Origin of the sequence: Sphingobium sp. V4 (assembly GCF_029590555.1) — a bacterium.
GTDB lineage: Bacteria > Pseudomonadota > Alphaproteobacteria > Sphingomonadales > Sphingomonadaceae > Sphingobium.
Genome location: NZ_CP081001.1, coordinates 2,931,895 through 2,950,960, shown reverse-complemented (window position 1 = coordinate 2,950,960; position 19,066 = coordinate 2,931,895). Strand labels below are relative to the sequence as shown.

The window sequence follows — 19,066 nt, the reverse complement described above, 5'->3', positions numbered from 1 at the left end:
CAGCATAGCGGGGCGTGGTAGAGTCGCAATACGCTTATGCTGGACAGTCGCGCAGGCCGGCGGCAAATCTGTCGCCATAAAATGCTTGAGTGAAAGACCATCCATGAACCGTCTGGCCCTGCTGGCTGCCGCCGCCACCCTGATCCTGCCCGCTGCCCTTCCTGCCCAGCAGGCGGTCGATCCCGTCTTCTCCGCCGCCGCCGTGCGCGCCCATGTCGAATTTCTCGCCGACGACCTGCTCAAGGGCCGCGACACCGGGAGCGAAGGGCATGAAATCGCCGCCCGCTATGTCGCCAGCCAGTTTGACGGCCTCGGCCTCAAGCCCGCCGGCGACGCTGATGCCGATGGGCGCGGCTGGCTGCAACGCATCACCTTCCAGAAGACCGAGCGCGGCGAAACCCCCGCCACGCTCACCGTCACCGGCCCCGGTGGCGCCAGAAGCTTCACCCATGCCGGCGACGTGCTGGTCGGGCTGAACGCTGCCGAGCCGAAGCTGGACGTCACCGCCCCGCTGGTATTCGTCGGCTATGGCCTTGAAAATGCGCGCTTCGGCCTCGACGACTATGCCGGGCTGGACGTGAAGGGAAAGATCGTCGTCACCCTGCGCGGCTATCCCAAGGGTCTGCCGAGCGAGGAGGGCGCCCACCTGTCCGCGACCAAAGCGATGATCGCGCAGGCCCATGGCGCGATCGGGATGCTGTCGATCGGCACGATCCAGTCGATGAAGGCCCGGCCCTGGGCGCGCATGGTGCAGTTCGCCGATGAACCCGGCTTCACCTGGGTGTCGCCCGAAGGCGTCCCCTTCGACGAGGCGCCGGGCATCCGCGCTTCGGCCTCCCTCGATGATCCGGCGGCGGAGGCGGTGTTCGCGGGCGCGCCCACGACCATCGCCGCGATCCGCAAGACCGCCGACAGGGCGGGCGGCAAGCCCCGCGGCTTTGCGCTCAAGACCTCGGTCCGGATCAAGGCCGACAGCGTCAGCCAGCGCGTGACCAGTCCCAATGTCGTCGCCATCCTGCCCGGCAGCGATCCGAAGCTGAAGGACCAGTATGTCGTCCTCTCGGCCCATCTCGACCATATCGGCGTCAGCCCGGCCAAACCGGGCGACGCGCCCGACAAGGACCGGATCAACAATGGCGCGCTGGACAATGGCGCGGGCATCGCGACCATGCTGGAAGTCGCGCGCGCCATGGCGCAGTCCCCGGACAAGCCGCGCCGCTCGATCATCTTCCTTGCATCGACCGGCGAGGAGAAGGGGCTGCTGGGCGCCGACTATTTCGCACGCCATCCCAGCGTCCCGGTCAGCCAGATCGTCGGCAATGTCGATCTCGACATGCCGCTGCTCCTCTATCCCTTCACCGACGTCATCGCCTTCGGCGCGGACCATTCGACACTGGGACCGATCGTCGCCAGGGCGGTCGCACCGATGGGCGTGAAACTCTCTCCCGATCCGATGCCGCAGGAAACCATCTTCGTCCGCTCCGACCATTACAAGTTCGTCAAGCAGGGCGTGCCGGCCGTCTTCCTCGCCACCGGCTATGCCAATGGCGGGGAAAAGGCGTGGGGCGACTTTCTCTCGGGCGCCTATCACCGGCCCGGCGACGACATGAGCCAGGCGATCGACTGGCAGGCGGGCGCCCGCTTCGCCGAGGCCAATTACCGCATTACCCGCGCCATGGCCGATGGCGACACGCCGCCGCTCTGGTTCGCAAAGGACTTTTTCGGCGACCTGTTCGCGCCGCAGGCCGCAAAGGCTGCCAGATAGGGATAATTGCCTATCGCCCCTTGTGTGGTTTTTGCGCAACACTACATCGCCTGCATCATATTGGGTGGGACGCACATGAACCTCGAAAAATTCACCGACCGCGCCAAGGGCTTCCTCCAGTCGGCGCAGACCGTGGCGATCCGCATGAGCCATCAGCGGATCGGGCCGGAACATCTGTTGAAGGCGCTGCTGGAAGACCAGCAGGGCATGGCGTCCGGCCTCATCAAGGCGGCGGGCGGCGATGCCGGAGTGGCGCTGCGGGAAACCGACGTGGCGCTGGCCAAGGTGCCGTCCGTCTCCGGCAGCGGCGCGCAACAGACCCCCGGCCTCGACAATGATTCCGTCCGCGTGCTGGACGGCGCCGAACAGGTCGCGGCCAAGGCGGGCGACAGTTTCGTCACCGTCGAGCGGCTTCTGCTGGCGCTGACCCTCGCCACCACCACCACGGCGGGCAAGGCGCTCGCGGCGGCGGGCGTTAAGGCGGAGGGGCTGAACGCCGCGATCAACGCCCTGCGTGGCGGCCGCACCGCCGACACGGCGGGCGCGGAGGATCGCTATGACGCCCTCAAGAAGTTCGCCCGCGACCTGACCCAGGCGGCGAAGGACGGCAAGCTCGATCCGGTGATCGGCCGCGACGAGGAAATTCGCCGCACCATCCAGATCCTCGCCCGTCGGACCAAGAATAATCCCGTCCTGATCGGCGACCCCGGCGTCGGCAAGACCGCCATCGCCGAAGGGCTGGCGCTGCGCATCGCCAATGGCGACGTGCCCGATACGCTCAAGGACCGCAGCCTGATGGCGCTCGACATGGGCTCGCTCATCGCGGGCGCTAAATATCGCGGCGAGTTCGAGGAACGCTTGAAAGGCGTCCTCGACGAGGTGAAGGGCGCGGAGGGCCAGATCGTCCTCTTCATCGACGAGATGCACACGCTGATCGGCGCGGGCAAGTCCGAAGGCGCGATGGACGCGGGCAACCTGCTCAAGCCCGCCCTGGCGCGCGGCGAACTCCATTGCATCGGCGCGACCACCCTCGATGAATATCGCAAATATGTGGAGAAGGATCCCGCGCTCCAGCGGCGGTTCCAGCCCGTTTTCGTGGGCGAACCGACGGTGGAGGACACCATCTCCATCCTGCGCGGCCTGAAGGAAAAATATGAGCTGCACCATGGCGTGCGGATCACCGACAGCGCGATCGTCAGCGCAGCGACGCTCTCCAACCGCTACATCACCGACCGCTTCCTGCCCGACAAGGCGATCGACCTGATGGACGAGGCCGCCTCGCGCCTGCGCATGGAGGTCGAATCCAAGCCCGAGGAAATCGAGAATCTCGACCGCCGCATCATCCAGCTCAAGATCGAGCGGGAGGCGCTGAAGCGCGAGACCGACAAGGCTTCGGCCGACCGTCTGGCCGCGCTGGAAGAGGATCTCGCCAATCTGGAGGAACAGTCCGCCGCCCTCACCCAGCGCTGGCAGGCCGAGAAGGACAAGATCGCGGGCGAAAGCCGGATCAAGGAACAGCTCGATGCCGCCCGGCTGGAACTGGAACAGGCGCAGCGCGCCGGCGACCTCGCCAAGGCGGGCGAGCTGGCCTATGGCCGCATCCCCGATCTGGAGCGCAAGCTGGCCGATGCGCAGACCGCGTCGGAAGGCGCGATGTTGCGCGAGGAAGTGACGGCGGAGGATATCGCCTCGGTCGTCAGCCGCTGGACCGGCATCCCGGTCGACCGGATGATGGAGGGCGAACGCGAAAAGCTGCTCGCCATGGAAGCGGAACTGGGCAAGCGCGTGATCGGCCAGGCCGAGGCGGTCAAGGCCGTATCGACGGCCGTGCGCCGCAGCCGCGCCGGTCTACAGGATCCCAATCGACCGTTGGGGTCGTTCCTGTTCCTCGGCCCCACGGGCGTGGGCAAGACCGAACTGACCAAGGCACTCGCCGGCTTCCTGTTCGACGACGACAGCGCGATGGTGCGGATCGACATGAGCGAGTTCATGGAAAAGCACAGCGTCGCCCGGCTGATCGGCGCGCCTCCGGGCTATGTCGGCTATGAAGAAGGCGGCGTGCTGACCGAGGCCGTCCGCCGCCGCCCCTATCAGGTGGTGCTGTTCGACGAGGTGGAAAAAGCGCATGGCGACGTGTTCAACATCCTGCTCCAGGTGCTGGACGACGGCCGCCTGACCGACGGGCAGGGCCGCACGGTCGACTTCACCAACACGATCATCGTGCTGACCTCCAACCTCGGCAGCCAATATATTGCGGGTCTTGCCGACGACGAGCCGGTCGAGAAGGTCGAGGATCAGGTGATGGACATCGTCCGCGCCCATTTCCGCCCGGAATTCCTCAACCGCCTGGACGAAATCATCCTGTTCCACCGCCTGGGCGCCAGCCATATGGCGCCGATCGTCGACATCCAGGTCGCGCGCATCGGCAACCTGCTCAGGGACCGGAAGATCAGGCTCGACCTGACCGACGGCGCGCGGGCCTGGCTGGGGCGGGTCGGCTATGACCCCGTCTATGGCGCACGCCCGTTGAAGCGCGCGGTCCAGCGCTATCTGCAAGACCCGCTGGCCGACCTGATCCTGCGCGGCGAGGTGCCCGACGGCGCGACGGTCAAGGTCGAGGATGGCGACGGGGCGTTGAAGATCGGCGTAGCGTAAAGGAAAAGGCCCGTCGCGCGATGCGGCGGGCCTGCTCATGTCCGCTCCTGCCGACCGGCAAGCCGGCTTGCTTCACCCGTTGGGGTTCATCCCCGCCCGGTTGCGGGTGATCAGGTCGTCGGCATCGCGATTCTGCTGCTCGCTGATGGCGCGCCATTCCGCGTTGGTCTTGCAGATGCGCTCCTTGCGCACCAGCGATCCGGTCACGTCCAGCCTTTTGCAGCGCACGGCATTGGGATCATTGCGATCCAGCTTGGGCTGATCTTCCGCCAGCGCCGGCATGGCCAGGGAGACCAGGCCGGACGCGATCACTGCTTTCAACATACGCACATCTTGTCTCCCAGAAAGACGACAGCGCGGACCGGGATCGTTCCGCCGCCGCTGTCATCGCTCAGATGCCGGTCAGGACGGATTGCGTCTTGCTGGCATCGGCAGTGGCATAGAATTGCTTCAATAATATCTGCTCTTCAAGTGACAAATGCGGATTCCAAACGTCGAAGATCAGCACCACGCGCAAATGGTCGCTGTCGTTCCAGGCTTCATGGTCTATCGTGTCGTCAAAGGCGAAGGCCACGCCTTCTTCCCACGCCCTAGTCTCTCCGCCGACGCGGAAGAAGCAGCCGGGCGGCACGACCAGCGGCAGATGGATGATGGCGCGGGTGTTGGTCACGCCGCTATGCGCCGGGATCCGGCTGCGGGGCTTGAGCAGCGAAAAGAAGGCCGAGGGCGCCCGGCCCGGTATGTCCGCGCGCGGCAGCGCTTCGAGCGCCGCGACCGTCTGCGGGCAGGCCGCGCAGACCGCTTCGTTACGCACGCCATATTCCCACAGGAACGACGCCCCCCAATCCAGCGATCCGTCGAGCGCGGTCCATTTATTCTGCGGCGTTCCCGCCTCCTGCTGAACATAGGGGCGGACATTGCCGCCGTCCCGCGCCACCATCGCCAGAAACTCGGCGCGGATCGCGTCGGTCCGTGCTTCCAGTTGCGCCATCCATGGAAAATGCTGCCGGTCGAAAAATTCGTCGGCGGGCAGGAAGGGGTAATGCAGCCCGGAACATTGGTTCTGGAACAGTGCGCGACGGCCGAATTCATGATCGAGGCAGGCCTGGAATCGCCGGCGCGCCACCGGGTCCGCCGCGCCCAGCCGGTCCGCCACGCCAGCTTCCACGAAGGCCGCGAAATTCGCCTTATGCTCCTGCACGAAATGGCGCGCCGTTTCCAGCGTTTCGGCGAGCGCCGGCGGAATGTCGCCCAGGCCGGACGCCAGGGCCAGCACCTTGCCCCAGCTGTCGGCCGCGTCCTGCCTTTCCCCAAGCCTCTGCTGCAACTGCGCCATGCGGATCTGCGCCATCAGGTTGCGCTGGTCGATCGCGATCGCCTGGTCGAGAGCAGCCCGCTCCCCCTCCGCATCCCCCAGCCCGCGCTCGGCGGAGGCGACGTTCATCCACAGCGCCGCTTCCCTGGGGTCGGCCTGCGCCGCCGCCCGGAAACGGGCGCGCGCTTCGGCGAAGTCGCGCTGGTCCAGCGCGATCAGACCAAGCAGGTTGAGCGCCTGCGGTTGCCCCGGCTGGAGCTTCAGGGCCTCCGCCAGCTGTTCCCGCGCATCCGCCAGACGGCCCGTCCGTCGCGCTTCCACCGCCTGTTGCAACAGGCGCGTCACATTCATGTCCATTCAAGCCCCCAGCGTCCCGCCATCATGGCTAGCATATGTCGCTACGCGCGCAACCAGGGGAAATGCGGCGGCCTTGTGCGCCCCGGCGACGCGTGCGAAGGCTGGCGACGATGAGCAGCGCACCGCCCCCGATCCGCGACCTTCTCGCCAGCGCCGAATGGCTCGCCCATCGCTATGATCCGGGTCACGACGCCCTTCACTTCCGCGCCGTGCCCCGTGCGCGCCATGCCGATATCCCCTTCCTGACCGACGAGCTTCTTGGTCCGCAAGAGCCGCTGGTGCTGCGCCGCGTCGACGCCATGGCGCAGGCGCCGGCCCCGGCGCCGATCCATTTTCTCTTCCATTCGGCCTATTGCTGCTCGACCCTGCTGGCGGCAGCGTTCGACAGTCCGGGCGTGGCGATGGGGCTGAAGGAGCCGGTGCTGCTCAACGACATCGTCGGCTGGCGGCATCGCGACGCCAAGGGAGCGGAGGTGGCGCGGGTGCTGGACGAAAGCCTGCGCCTGCTCGCCCGTCCCTTCGGTCCCGGCGAAGCGGTGGTGGTCAAGCCGTCGAACATCGTCAACCCGCTGATCCCCGCGATCCTGGGCCTACGACCAGAGGCGCGCGCGCTGTTGCTCCACGCGCCGCTCGAAGCCTATCTCGCCTCGATCGCGCGCAAGGGCATGTGGGGTCGGCTCTGGGTGCGCGACCTGTTCCAGAAGCTGATGCGGGAAGGAATGCTCGCGCCGCTGGGCGTCGCTCCCGATGAGTATCTCGGCCTGACCGACATCCAGGTCGCGGCCCTTGGCTGGCTGGCGCAGCATCGGCAGTTCCAGGCGCTGACCCGGCAACTGGGCGACCGGGTGGCGACCCTCGACAGCGAAAATCTGGTCGCCCGGCCGAAGGAGGCGCTCGCCGCGCTCGCCCGGCTGTTCGGGCTGAACATGGACAGCAGCCTGATGGACGCGATCGTCACCGGTCCCGTCTTCGCGCGCGACGCAAAGAGCGGCGATGCCTTTGCCGATGGGCAGCGAGCCCGGCAGGCGCGGCAGGACATGGACATCCATGGCGACGAGGTCGCGAAGGTCGCCCATTGGGCGGGCGTCCTGGCGGGTAATGCGGGCATCGAAATGACGCTGCCCCGCCCGCTCCTTGGCTGATCCGCCGAAGGGCACCCCCATCCTGCGGGCATCGCGCCCATGAAAAAGGGGCCGGTGTTGCCACCGGCCCCTTCTTTCTCATGCCTGATGCGCCGATCAGAAGCGCAGCTTGGCGGCGACCGTGTAGCGGCGGCCCAGCGCGTCGTAGGTCGACGGATAGACGTTGCCGCTGTTGTAGCTGGTCGAACCGATCGTGTTGCCGACGACCTTGGGCTGGTTGTCCAGCAGGTTCTGGACGGTCATGGTGATCGTCACTTCGTCGCTCACATGGAAACGGCTGGTCAGGTCGAAATAATGTTCGGCGGGGATCGTGTTGAAGTTCACGTCCTTGCCGTTCAGCGTTCCGACGAAGGCGTCGCCATCCTCATATTTCACGCCGTCGATATAGCGCCACAGGAGCGACAGATCGACCGACTCGAACGAGAGGGTGTTGCGGACCGACCAGGAGAATTCCGGCTGGATCGACGCGCAGTTGACCGAATAGAGGCCCACGCACTCGCGGTTGATCGACGTCGGGGTCGCCTGGAAGGTCGAGCTGTTCGTCCAGTTGCCGTTGGCGGTCAGCGCCCACTTCGCGAAACCAACATCCTTCTGATAGTTCAGCTGAACGTCGATGCCGTCGGTGGCCAGCTTGCCAAGGTTCGACAGAGTCTGCGGCAGACCACCCACCACAGCGGCTTCGCCGAACAACGCGCCGGTCGACGGATCACGGCGGATGCCGGTGCAGGCCGGGTCGGTCGCGCTAGCGGCGGTGATGTTGTCGAAGCAGGCCGAAATCACGTCATCAGGCGTCGGGTTGGTGATCGCACCCGTGATCTTGATGTTGTAATAATCGACCGTCAGGCTGAAGCCCGGCAGCGCGCTCGGCTGCAAGGTGACGCCCAGGCCCCAGCTGTTCGACTTTTCCGGACCGAGGGCGAGGTTGCCGCCGCCCGTCGAGTTCACCTGGCCGGCCGGATCGTTGATGATCGAACCGAGCTGCGCCGCAGTAGCACCCTGGGCGATACAGACAGCCGCCAGATTGGCATTCTGGGTCGGCGCGACGCCGGCGCAGGGATCGCTGTCCAGGTTGGTCAGGGTGGTGTTCACCGGTGCGAACAGTTCGGCGATGTTCGGGGCACGAACCGCGCGCGAATAGTTGCCGCGGAACTTGATGCCGTCCACCGGCGTCCAGTTGCCGGCCACCTTCCAGGTGGTCGTGTTGTAGCCCGAACCGCCATCGACGCTGTAGTCGGAGTAGCGGATGCCGGCTTCCACGGTCAGATCCTGGAAGAAGGGCTTGTCCTGCACCAGCGGCAGGATGATTTCGCCATAGGCTTCATAGACGTCATAGCCGCCGTCGATGTTCGGCGCCGCGCCGCCGGCGCCGCCCAGATCACCCGACTGCGACAGCAGGTCGGATTCCTGCGACGCGCCATATTTGCGATATTCGGCACCAAGCGCGAACGCGATGCTGTCGGTCGCCCAGGGGGCTGCAAAGCCGACGTCGCCGCTGATCGTGCCCTTGACCTGAGACAGCGTGGTCTTGGTCGCGACCTGGCTGTTGGCGGTCAGGAACGCGTTCTGCGCGGCGGTGATCGAGCCGTCCGGACCGAACACGTTGAGCGGTACGCAGCCATTGGTGTCGGTCAGGCAGGTCGACGTGTTGGTCGCCAGCAGCGCCTGACGGACGCGCGAGTTCAGCCAGTAGCCCTGCTGGGTCTGGATATTCTCGGATTCGCCGTAGCTGCCCGACAGATCCCAGTCGATCGAGTCGGTGATGCCGCCACGGGCGCCAATGCGATAGTCGAAGAAGGTGGTGGTGAAGTCGGAGACGCGCGGACCCAGTTCGGTCGCACGACGCGACAGGGTGGTTGTGACCGTTTTATAATTGGGATCGGTCGGATCGGTTGCAGTGGCAGCGGCATTGCACTGGGCCTGCGTGAAGAGCGGCGTGTAGCCGGCTCCCGGGGTGGTGTCGAATGCGCAGAAGGCGTTGCGCTGGGCAGCCGACAGATAGGGGTTGCTCAGCGGAACGACGACGGAGATGCCGAACGCGCCCGACGGGGCGATGATGGTGCTGACGGTGTTCTTCGAGAAGATGCCGCGCGTATAGACTTCCACAGCGTCGCTGACTTCATAACGGCCCGCGCCGTACATGTTGAAGCGCTCGAACGGCGTCTGGAAGATGTTGAAGGGGTTGAAGTTGTAGGCGTCGAAGGCCGAGGTCGGACGGAAGGCGCCACCGGCGGCCGTCACCTGACGGTTGCCCTGAACGGTGTTACAGGCCGGCTGTCCAGCCAGGCCACAACCCGTGGTGATCGAATCCGCACCGGTCGTGTTCACGTTGGTGAAGCGCGACGGGGTCGACGTGCCCGAACCGCCGTTGGCGCCGGTGAAGGAGTCGATCGAGAAGGCCGAGAAGGGACGATCGCCCTGGTAGACCGGGTCCGACTGCTGGTAGCCGACCGAGAAGACCACATTGCCGCGGCCGTCATCGAAATTGGCGCCGAGCGTCAGGTCCGCACGGATATAATGGCCGTCGGCCTCTTCCGTCAGCTGGTTGGCGATATTGGCTTCCAGGCCCGAGAAGTCCGACTTGGTGACGAAGTTGACGACACCCGAAATGGCGTCCGCGCCATAGGTGGTCGAAGCGCCGCCGGTCAGCACGTCGACGCGGTCGATCAGGGCCAGCGGAATGTTGTTGAGGTCGAAACGGCCGTTCAGTTCGGCAGGCACCAGGCGGTTGCCGTCGATCAGCACGATGTTGCGGTTGGAACCCAGGCCGCGCAGGTTGACGAACGAAGCGCCGCCATTGCCGTTGTTGACGGCCGAACCGATGCTGGGAACGATACCGGGAATTTCACGCAGAATTTCTTCGGCGGTGTTGTTCTGCTTCAGTTCGATCTGGTCGGCCGTGGTGGCGGTGACGGGGGTCGAACGGGCAAGGTTCGGGTTCTTGATAAGCGAACCCGTGACGATGATGGTGTCGCCTTCGGCGGCTTCGGCCGCCTGGGGCGCGTCCTGCGCGAACGCGGCGGTCGCGATCAGCGACGCGCTCAGGATCGCCGGAGCGGCGCTGGCACGCAGAAGTGCCCTTTTCGAAAATGTTTTCACTGTCCAGTCCCTTGCTCTGGAGTTTGGCAGATGCCTGCCACTAGCTTGTCACCTATGGAGGGAATGGTGCCCGACAGCGTCCCCCCATTTGGATTGCGGGAAACTGCGCGGGGTTCAGGGCGCTGTAAAGCAGGGGAAAAGCCGGAAAGCCGCTTTTGAAGAAGGCTGTATCATAAATGCAACAAGCGCCGAACCCCGCTGTTTTACGATTGTGTTGCAAGATTGTTTCACGAATTTACAAGAGGCTGTAGCATTAATGCAATCACCCCCGGCCAAGGGGATCATTTGTGGCTTCACCGGCAGGCCATCGCCCGGCGCGGCGGATATTGACCTTGCTTCCGGCGGGTGCATGGTGCGCCAGACCGGACTGGGGCGAAGGAGATTGGGACATGATCGGCAAGCGTGGCTGGATAGTGATGGCGCCTCTTTGCCTCATCGCCGGGCAGGCGGGGGCCGCCCCCAAGCAGCAGCCCCGGCCGGAGATCTTCACCAATCTGCTCCAGTGCCGGACCATCGCCAGCGATGCCGAACGCCTCGCCTGTTTCGACCGGCAGGTCGCCACCATGGATGCCGCCGCCCAGCGTGACGAGGTGGTGGTGCTGGACAAGAGCGAACTCAACAAGACGCGCAAGACGCTGTTCGGCTTTTCCTTCCCCAAATTGCCCTTCCTGGGGGATGGCGATGACAAGGACGAGGTGAAGCAGGAGGAAGGCTTCAGCCATATCGAGGCGAAGATCGGCACGCTGCGCAGCCTGGGCTATGGCAAGTGGCAGATCGGCCTTGAGGACGGCGCACAGTGGATGACGACCGAGGCGATCACCGGCCGCGATCCCAAGGTCGGGCAGATGATCGAAATCCATCGCGCGGCCATGGGCAGCTTCATGGGCAAGGTCGAGGGCGGACGCGCGGTGCGGATGAAGCGGGTGGGCTGACCTCTCAGTCGGGTCATTCGGTCTGCGGCATCGGCCCCGCGATCAGCAGCGGGTCGATCCGCGCGTCATGCCATTTCATGCCCCAGTGAAGGTGCGGGCCGGTGGCGCGCCCGGTCGCGCCGACCGCGCCGATGCGCTGCCCCCGCGACACATGATCGCCCGGCTTCACGTCGATCCGCGACAGGTGCAGGAAGGCGCTGTTGAGACCATGGCCATGGTCGATCATCAGCAGATGCCCTTCCAGCGTGAAGGGCTTGTCCACCGCCGCGAGGATGACGACGCCATCGGCCGGCGCCACCACCGGCGCCCCGGTCCCGCCAGTGACATCGACGCCGCCATGATAGGCGCCCGGCTGGCCCTGATAGATTCGCTGCGATCCGAACAGGCCGGATATGCGGCCCGTGCGGGGCCAGATGAAGCGTTGCCGCCAGCCCTGCGCGTCCGTCGCTGTCGCGCGGGCGGCGGCGATCGCCTCCAGCTCGGGCTTGCGCAGCGCCAGGAAGGCTTCGGTGCTGCGCGTGGGGCGAAGCGGCGCATTCACCCTTTCGATCCGCCAGTCACGCGGCATGATGGTCAACTGTCGCTCGATCGCCCGGCCATCGGCGAGGCGCGCGAACAAGCGCGCGACAGGGGCGGCGTCCCGGTCGAAGGCGATGAGGAAACGGCCATCGGCGTCGACCGGCACCGCCTGCTCCCCCAGATGCAGGGCGATCGTGCCTGCCGGCGCGGTGCCGGTCACCGCCCCGCCCTGCATCAGCGGGCCGTCCAGCCGGAAATCGGGGCTTACCATGGCGGGCGACACAGGCGCGGCCATCCCGGCCGCCGGCAACAGGGCCAGCAGAGCCATCGCGATCGCCTTCATCCGGCGTGGTCGGCCTGCAACTCCGCCTGCACCGAAGCCTGGGCGCTGGCATAGGGTTCCTGCCGGGCGATGCTCCAATAGCGCAGATCCTCCAGCGCGATCCGCTGCCCGGTCACGGCGCAGACGACATGGTCGCCGGCCTGGAGCACGCGAAAGCTGTAGGCCATATAATGGAGCCGGGCGATCCGGTCTCGGTTGGACATCAACATGGTCGGTCTCTCTTCACGGCGTCAGGAAAAAAGATCCTGCTGCCCTTCGCCCGCTTCACGCGGCTTGCGAACGGGACGGGACGAAGCCGATATAGCGCTCGATGCGCTCTTCTCAAGCGGCTCGCCCGCCTGACCCACCACCGCGTCCACCGTGCCGTCGCGAAAGTGCAGCGTCACCCGGCCCGCCGCCTGCGCCGCCGCCACGGATTCCACCAGCCGCCCGCCGGCCATCACCCGCGCATAGCCGCGCTGGAGCGGCAGGTCGGGATCGAGCGAGGCGAAATGGCGCGACACCCGGTCGAATGCCGTGGCGCAGTCGCGATGCACGCGCAGCAGATAATCGGGCCGCAGGCGCAATCGGTCGAGCCGTTCGCGCCCGCGCTGAAGCTGCTGACCGAGCAGCGCCGGCCGCAGCGCGCCGCCTGCCTGCCCCAGTTGCGCGCGCGCATCGGCGAGGCGATGACGCAGACCGCTGACCAGTCCGTCGGACAGCTGGTCGAGCCGCTGCCGCTGCGGCGCCAGCAGGGTGTCGGGCGTCGGCATCAGCCGCGCCTGCATCTCCAGCCTTTCCCGCGCCTGCGCCGCGCCGCGCCGGACCGCGCGCCCAGCCCTCAGGCCCATTTCGGCAAGGCCCGCCAGCAAGTCCGCCCGCACCGGCACCGCCATTTCCGCCGCTGCGGTGGGCGTGGGCGCGCGGCGGTCGGCGGCATAGTCGCACAGCGTCGTGTCGGTCTCATGCCCCACCGCCGAAATGATCGGGATGGTGCAATCGGCGACGGCCCGCACGACGATCTCCTCGTTGAAGCTCCACAGATCCTCGATCGATCCGCCGCCCCGCGCCACGATCACCAGGTCTGGCCGGGGCAACGGGCCGCTGCCATCCATGGCGGAAAAGCCGCGCACCGCGCGCGCCACCTGCTCGGCCGCGCCCTGCCCCTGCACCAGCACGGGCCAGAGCAGCACATTGGTCGGGCAACGATCCGCCAGCCGATGGAGAATGTCGCGGATCACCGCGCCGGTGGGCGACGTCACGACGCCGATCGTGCGCGGCAGGAAAGGCAGGGGCTTCTTGCGTTCGGGCGCGAACAGCCCTTCCCCTGCCAGCTTCGCCTTCAGCTTTTCCAGCAGCGCCATCAACGCGCCTTCGCCGGCCAACTCCATCCGCTCGATCACGAGCTGATATTTGGACCGGCCGGGATAGGTGGTCAGCTTGCCGGTGGCGATTACCTCGACGCCGTCCTGCGGCGCGAAGGCCAGCCGCTGCGCCCCGCCCTTCCACATCACCCCGTCGATGACGGCATTATCGTCCTTGAGCGCAAGATAGAGATGCCCCGACGCCGCACGTTTGAAGCCGGAAATCTCGCCGCGCAGCCGCACATGGCCGAACCGGTCCTCGACCGTGCGCTTGAGCAGGCCCGACAATTCACTGACACTGAGCGGCGGCGCGTTGTCCCCCGCCCGTTCCTCGGCTAACAGGCGGCCCGAACTGTCATAGGCATCAAATTCCGGGGACATGGGCGAGATGAACATCCTTTTGCTTGGCGGCGGCGGCCGCGAACATGCGCTGGCGTGGAAGCTGGCGCAATCGCCCCGGCTGTCGACCCTCTATGCCGCGCCGGGCAATCCGGGCATAGCCCAGCACGCGATATTGGTCGACCTCGAAGCCACGGATCATCGCGCGGTGCTGGATTTCTGCACCCGCCATTCGATCGGGCTGGTGGTGATCGGGCCGGAAGCACCGCTGGTCGACGGCCTCGCCGACAATCTGCGCACCATGGGCGTTCCGGTCTTCGGTCCCAACAAGAAGCCCGCGCAGCTGGAAGGGTCCAAGGGCTTCACCAAGGATCTGTGCCGGCGCGCTAACATCCCGACCGCGGCCTATGTTCGCGTGACCAGCAAGGATGGCGCGATCGCCGCGCTGGACGATTTCGCGCTGCCGGTGGTCATCAAGGCGGATGGCCTGGCGGCAGGCAAGGGCGTCATCATCGCGGAAACCCGCGATGAGGCGCTGGAGGCGCTGGATTCGATGTTCTCCGGCGCGTTCGGCGCGGCGGGCGAGGAAGTCGTGCTCGAAGAATATATGACCGGCGAGGAAGCGAGCTTCTTCGCCCTCACCGACGGCACCGCCATCCTGCCTTTCGGCTCGGCGCAGGATCACAAGCGCGTCGGCGACGGCGACACCGGCCCCAATACCGGCGGCATGGGCGCCTACAGCCCCGCGCGGGTGCTGACGCCCGAACTGGAGGCTCTGGTGATCGAAACGATCATCAAGCCGACCGTCGACACGCTGGCGGCGGAGGGCATCCCCTATTCGGGCGTCCTCTATGCCGGTCTTATGCTGACCGCCGAAGGGCCGAAGCTGATCGAATATAATGCCCGCTTCGGCGACCCGGAATGCCAGGTTCTGATGACCCGCTTCGACGGCGATCTGGTCGACCTGCTGATCGCCGTGGCGCAGGGCAGGCTGGCGGAGCAGGGCCCAGTGCAACTGGCCGATCGCACCGCGCTCACCATCGTCATGGCGGCGAACGGCTATCCGGGCACGCCGGAAAAGGGCGGCGCGATCGGCGGGATCGATGCGGCGGAACAGAACGGCGCCAAGGTGTTCCATGCCGGCACCGCCGACAGCGACGGCGTGCTGGTCGCCAATGGCGGGCGCGTGCTCAACGTCACCGCCACCGGTGACACGGTAAGCGCGGCACAAGCTGCCGCCTATGCGGCGGTGGACGCCATCGATTTCCCGACCGGCTTCTGCCGCCGTGACATTGGCTGGCGCGAGGTCGCGCGCGAGGCGCGATAGGGGGCTGGCGGGAGGTCGCGGGCGAAAAGGCGTGACGCCCTTGCCCCCTGCCCGCAAGCGTCATTAAATAGAGCCAGACACGCAAACAGGGAGACGATGCTCGATGCAGGAATTCTTCATGGACTATGGCCTGTGGCTGCTGATCGCGCTGCTGGTCGTCATTGGCCTCATCTTCCTTCTGTCAGGCAAGCGCGGGACGCATGTCGACGCGCCGATGGCGCCGGTCGCCCCGCCCCCGATCGCGGAACCGAAGCCCCAAGCGCCCGCTGTCGCGACTGCGGATGTCGATCCCGCACCGGCTCCGGTCTTGGCCCCAGAAGCCGCGCAGCCCGCGCCGGCCATTGCGGACGTGGCGCCGCCGGTCGCCCCCGCCCAGCCCGTCCCGGCCTCCCCGGCCGTCACGACACTGGATGGCGAGGTAGACGATCTGCTCAGGCTCAAGGGTGTCGGTCCCAAGCTCAAGACGCTGCTGATCGAACTGGGCGTCACCCGCTATGCCCAGATCGCGGCCTGGTCCGACACCGACATCGCCACGATCGACACCAAGCTGGGTAATTTCAGGGGCCGCCCCGTGCGCGATCAGTGGATCGACCAAGCGAGATATCTGGCCGCCGGCGATATCGCCGGTTTCGAAGCCAAATATGGCAAGCTCTGAGCACTCAGACGGTCTGAACCACGGGCGCGGTTGAAGGAGGCGGAGCGCTCTGCAACGGCGCGGCGCCCAGCATCCGTCCCAGCTCGGGCAGACGCATGATCGCCCGGCTGGCGAGAAAAAGGCCGGGGACTGCGAGCGTCAGCAATCCCGCCGTCCCGGTTCCGCCGGCCATTAGAAGCGCCATGGCCATGGGATGCCAGAGGTAAAAGAAGAGGCTCTCGCGCCCGATGGCGTTGAGCGGCGCCAGGCGCAGCTGCAGGGCCGAAATTGCCGGCAGCAACGCGATCAGCCCCAGGCACATCAACAGCCGCGCCGCCATCAAGGTCACCGGGCTGGCGCCGCTTGCCAGCCCTGACCACCAACTCATGCCCAGTCCCGCCACCAACAGCGCAACCGCCAGATAGCGTTTGGGCATCTCCCGCTCCGCGATGACCATGCCGAAGAAGAAATAGACCGGATAGCTCAGGAACCGGCTGTCCAGCGCCAGCGGCGCGGTGCCGATCGCGCCGTGGTTCAGTCCGAAACTCGCCATGATGAACAGGCTGACAGGCGTGCCGATGGCGAGCAGCAGGATCGGCGGCGATGGGATCAGCCGCGCCAGCATCACCAGGAAGAACAATACCGGGACATACCAGAGGTGGAAGGGGGGCAGCAGCAGCAGATCGATCGGGGCCGTCCAGCCGACCGGCCACCCGCCGGCCATGACATAGACCAGCATCGCCACGCCCCAGGGAATCAGCATCCGCCGGCCATAGCGGGCGAACAATTGCCGTGTCGATGCCGCGCGCAGTGCCGCCAAGTTGAGCAGATAGCCCGAAATGCCGATCATCAGGGGCATACGAAAGCCCGCCCCGATCCACAGGATCGGATGCTGCTGATGCGTGATCTCCATGGCATGGCCGATCATGACGAACAGGATCAGCGCGCCCTTCAGCAGATCGACTGACGGATTTTTTCCCACCCCCGACTCCAATGCCCCAACACCCCTATAGACGGACGGCGGCGCCATCGGCTTAACACAATTGGTGAATGGATCATGACAGGGCCTGCCGCCGCACTCCGCGGGGCTTGGCGCATTTCGCCGGTATCGATCCAGTCTGGGGAAAACGCCCCAGGGTCGCCTAATCCCGGGCCAATATTTCCCGCGCGCGCGGCATCAATCGGTCGACCGCGGCGGCATGGATGCCGGGTGCGGCGCACAGCAGGCCGAAGGCGGTGGGCTGGGGCCGGTTGAAGCGCAGCGCATCGCCGAGCGCATCGGTAACCATCGCCCCTGCTTCCGCGCAGATCAGCGCAGCCGCCGCGACATCCCATTCATTGCCCCAGCGCACCGTCGCGACCAGATCGGCCTCGTCGGCAGCGACCATCGCCATGCGCAGCGCGATGCTATTGGGCTTTTCGACGACGGTCAGGTCACGGTCGGCGCGCGGCAGCTGATCGGCGGGCACGCGGGCGCCCGGCAGGTCGGTCCGCGCCCCTGCGCGCAGCGAAAGGCCATTGCGGGTCGCACCCAGCCCCGCCTGGGCGATCCACAATTCGTTGCGCGCCGGTGCCGCAAGGATGCCGAGCTTGACCGCTCCGTCCTCGACCAGCGCCACCGAAACCGCCCAGCCCGGCCGTCCACGCAGATAGTCGCGCGTGCCATCGATCGGGTCGACTACCCAGACACGCGACACGCCCAGCCGATGTACCGTGTCGGCCGTCTCCTCCGACAGCCAGCCCGCCTGCGGATCAATCTCCGCCAGCCGCTGGCGTAGCAGAGCGTCGACGGCCAGGTCGGCTTCGCAGACCGGATGGCCAGGCACCTTTTCCCACTGGCGCACGCGGGTTTCCCCACCTGCCCAGAGGGTCAGCGCATGGTCGGCCGCATCCGCCACGGCGGACACGACAGCGCGCAGATGGGCGTCATCCCCCGGCAACGGTCATCCCGTCGATGCGCAGCGTCGGCACGTTCATGGCGTATCGGAACTGGAGGTCGTTGGCGGGTACCAGCGCCCGGAACATATCCTTCAGATTGCCGGCGATGGTGATTTCCGACACCGCGTGCGCCACCGCCCCATTTTCGATCAGGAAGCCTGCCGCCCCCCGGCTATAGTCGCCGGTGACGCCATTGACGCCCATGCCGATCAGTTCGGTGACGTAGAGGCCGCGCTTCACATCCGCCATCAGGTCGCCCGGCGACACGCCGCCCGCCGCCATATGGACGTTGGTGACGCTGGCGCCTGGCGCGCCGCTGCCGCCCCGGCTGGCATGGCCGGTGGGTTCCAGGCCCAGCTGCCGTGCCGACGCGCTGTCCATCAGCCAGCCGGTCAGCACGCCCTTGTCGATCAGCGCGCGCCGTTCGACCGGCAGACCTTCGCCATCGAAGGGGCGCGAGCGCAGCCCGCGCGGCAACAGCGGGTCGTCGATGATGGTCACACCGGAATCGAAGATCGCCTGGCCCAGCATCTCGAGCAGGAAGCTCGACCGGCGGGCGATCGCCGGGCCGACCATCCCGCCGATCAGATGGCCGAGCAGACTGGAGCCGATGCGCGGGTCGAAGATCACCGGCATGACGCCGCTTTCGACCTTGACCGGATTGAGCCGCGCCACTGCGCGCTGGCCGGCGCGGATACCGATCGCTTCGGCATCGTCCAGGTCTTCCAGGTGCCGGACGCTGTGGCTGGCATGATCGCGCTGCATGTCCGCGCCGGCGCCGGCTAGCACGCTGGCCCAGGTCGCATGGCTGGTCCCGGCATAGGCGCCGGCAAAGCCGTGGCTGGTCGCGAGCGCCATCTGGCTGCGTCCGCTCGACGCGCCGCCGCCTTCACTGTTGGTGATACCCGGAACGCCTCGCGCCGCCTCTTCGGCGATCAGCGCGCGTTCGCGCAGGGCCGCGGGTTCCGGCTCTTCCTCGTCGGTCAGATCGAGCGAAGGAGGCCGCTTCCTGAGCAACCGATCCTCTGGTGCCAGCCCGGCATAGGGGTCTTCGGGTGCCTCCCGCGCCATCGCTATGCAGCGATCGACCAGAGTCGACAGCGTCGCAGGGTTCATGTCCGACGCGGAAATGCTGGCGGAACGCTGGCCGATGAAGACGCGCAGGCCGATCTCCTCGCCTTCGGACCGCTCGACATCCTCCAGTGCGCCGAGACGCACCGACACGTTGGTCGATGCGTTGCAGGCGTAGATGGCGTCGGCCGCATCCGCGCCCGCCTGGCGCGCGGCGCTGACCAGATCCTGCGCGCGCGACTGGGCTTCTTCTAGGCTGAGCATGGAGCGGAGATAGTCCTTGAATGGAA

15 protein-coding genes are annotated in these 19,066 nt (G+C 66.6%); 6 read left to right on the top strand and 9 right to left on the bottom strand.

From position 1 onward, the window contains the following. Positions 1–103 precede the first annotated feature (103 nt). On the top strand, positions 104–1,765 hold the full coding sequence (locus K3M67_RS14660) for a M28 family metallopeptidase (protein WP_285831845.1): 1,662 nt from the start codon (positions 104–106) through the stop codon (positions 1,763–1,765). 75 nt (positions 1,766–1,840) lie between these two features. Further along, on the top strand, positions 1,841–4,420 hold the full coding sequence (clpB, locus tag K3M67_RS14655; RefSeq protein ID WP_285831844.1) for an ATP-dependent chaperone ClpB: 2,580 nt from the start codon (positions 1,841–1,843) through the stop codon (positions 4,418–4,420). Positions 4,421–4,492: 72 nt separating this feature from the next. Here the strand turns inward: clpB and K3M67_RS14650 are convergent, their stop codons facing one another. Together K3M67_RS14650 and K3M67_RS14645 are read right to left on the bottom strand one after the other, a co-directional pair. Further along, positions 4,493–4,744 (bottom strand): hypothetical protein, encoded by a 252-nt coding sequence (locus tag K3M67_RS14650; protein WP_066865932.1) that lies wholly within the window; start codon positions 4,742–4,744, stop codon positions 4,493–4,495. Between the two features lie 67 nt (positions 4,745–4,811). Continuing rightward, entirely contained in the window at positions 4,812–6,086 is a 1,275-nt protein-coding gene (locus K3M67_RS14645; protein WP_285832949.1) for an aspartyl/asparaginyl beta-hydroxylase domain-containing protein, read from the bottom strand. Between the two features lie 116 nt (positions 6,087–6,202). On the opposite strand from K3M67_RS14645, the gene K3M67_RS14640 reads away from it, so the two are divergent. Next, on the top strand, positions 6,203–7,234 hold the full coding sequence (locus tag K3M67_RS14640) for a hypothetical protein (protein WP_066865929.1): 1,032 nt from the start codon (positions 6,203–6,205) through the stop codon (positions 7,232–7,234). Positions 7,235–7,330: 96 nt separating this feature from the next. On the opposite strand, the gene K3M67_RS14635 is transcribed toward K3M67_RS14640, so the two are convergent. Further along, positions 7,331–10,330: a TonB-dependent receptor plug domain-containing protein gene (locus K3M67_RS14635; protein ID WP_066865926.1), complete on the bottom strand. Its 3,000-nt coding sequence runs from the start codon at positions 10,328–10,330 to the stop codon at positions 7,331–7,333. Positions 10,331–10,719: 389 nt separating this feature from the next. On the opposite strand from K3M67_RS14635, the gene K3M67_RS14630 reads away from it, so the two are divergent. Then, the gene (locus K3M67_RS14630) at positions 10,720–11,262 is read left to right on the top strand and encodes a hypothetical protein (RefSeq protein WP_066865924.1); all 543 of its coding nucleotides are present in this window, start codon (positions 10,720–10,722) and stop codon (positions 11,260–11,262) included. Between the two features lie 13 nt (positions 11,263–11,275). On the opposite strand, the gene K3M67_RS14625 is transcribed toward K3M67_RS14630, so the two are convergent. The 3 genes from K3M67_RS14625 to xseA are packed head-to-tail and all read right to left on the bottom strand — an operon-like array spanning position 11,276 to position 13,848. Further along, on the bottom strand, positions 11,276–12,109 hold the full coding sequence (locus tag K3M67_RS14625; protein WP_443018187.1) for a M23 family metallopeptidase: 834 nt from the start codon (positions 12,107–12,109) through the stop codon (positions 11,276–11,278). 11 nt (positions 12,110–12,120) lie between these two features. Beyond that, positions 12,121–12,333, bottom strand: a complete 213-nt coding sequence (locus tag K3M67_RS14620; protein WP_066865917.1) for a DUF2093 domain-containing protein — start codon at positions 12,331–12,333, stop codon at positions 12,121–12,123. A gap of 21 nt (positions 12,334–12,354) precedes the next feature. Further along, a complete protein-coding gene (gene xseA / locus K3M67_RS14615) occupies positions 12,355–13,848 on the bottom strand; it encodes an exodeoxyribonuclease VII large subunit (protein WP_285831843.1) in 1,494 nt (497 codons plus the stop codon). 7 nt (positions 13,849–13,855) lie between these two features. Between xseA and purD the strand changes: the two genes are divergently transcribed. Next, positions 13,856–15,133: a phosphoribosylamine--glycine ligase gene (gene purD / locus K3M67_RS14610; protein ID WP_285831842.1), complete on the top strand. Its 1,278-nt coding sequence runs from the start codon at positions 13,856–13,858 to the stop codon at positions 15,131–15,133. A 103-nt stretch (positions 15,134–15,236) separates the two neighbouring features. Then, complete coding sequence (locus tag K3M67_RS14605) at positions 15,237–15,788, top strand: helix-hairpin-helix domain-containing protein (RefSeq protein WP_066865911.1); 552 nt, start codon at positions 15,237–15,239, stop codon at positions 15,786–15,788. A gap of 4 nt (positions 15,789–15,792) precedes the next feature. Here the strand turns inward: K3M67_RS14605 and K3M67_RS14600 are convergent, their stop codons facing one another. The 3 genes from K3M67_RS14600 to K3M67_RS14590 all read right to left on the bottom strand — a co-directional run bounded on the left by K3M67_RS14600 (position 15,793) and on the right by K3M67_RS14590 (position 19,040). After that, on the bottom strand, positions 15,793–16,749 hold the full coding sequence (locus K3M67_RS14600) for an acyltransferase family protein (protein WP_285831841.1): 957 nt from the start codon (positions 16,747–16,749) through the stop codon (positions 15,793–15,795). A 160-nt stretch (positions 16,750–16,909) separates the two neighbouring features. Beyond that, on the bottom strand, positions 16,910–17,707 hold the full coding sequence (locus tag K3M67_RS14595) for an inositol monophosphatase family protein (RefSeq protein WP_066865904.1): 798 nt from the start codon (positions 17,705–17,707) through the stop codon (positions 16,910–16,912). Next, entirely contained in the window at positions 17,694–19,040 is a 1,347-nt protein-coding gene (locus K3M67_RS14590; protein ID WP_285831840.1) for a TldD/PmbA family protein, read from the bottom strand. The genes K3M67_RS14595 and K3M67_RS14590 overlap by 14 nt, the downstream gene beginning before the upstream one ends. Positions 19,041–19,066 lie beyond the last annotated feature (26 nt).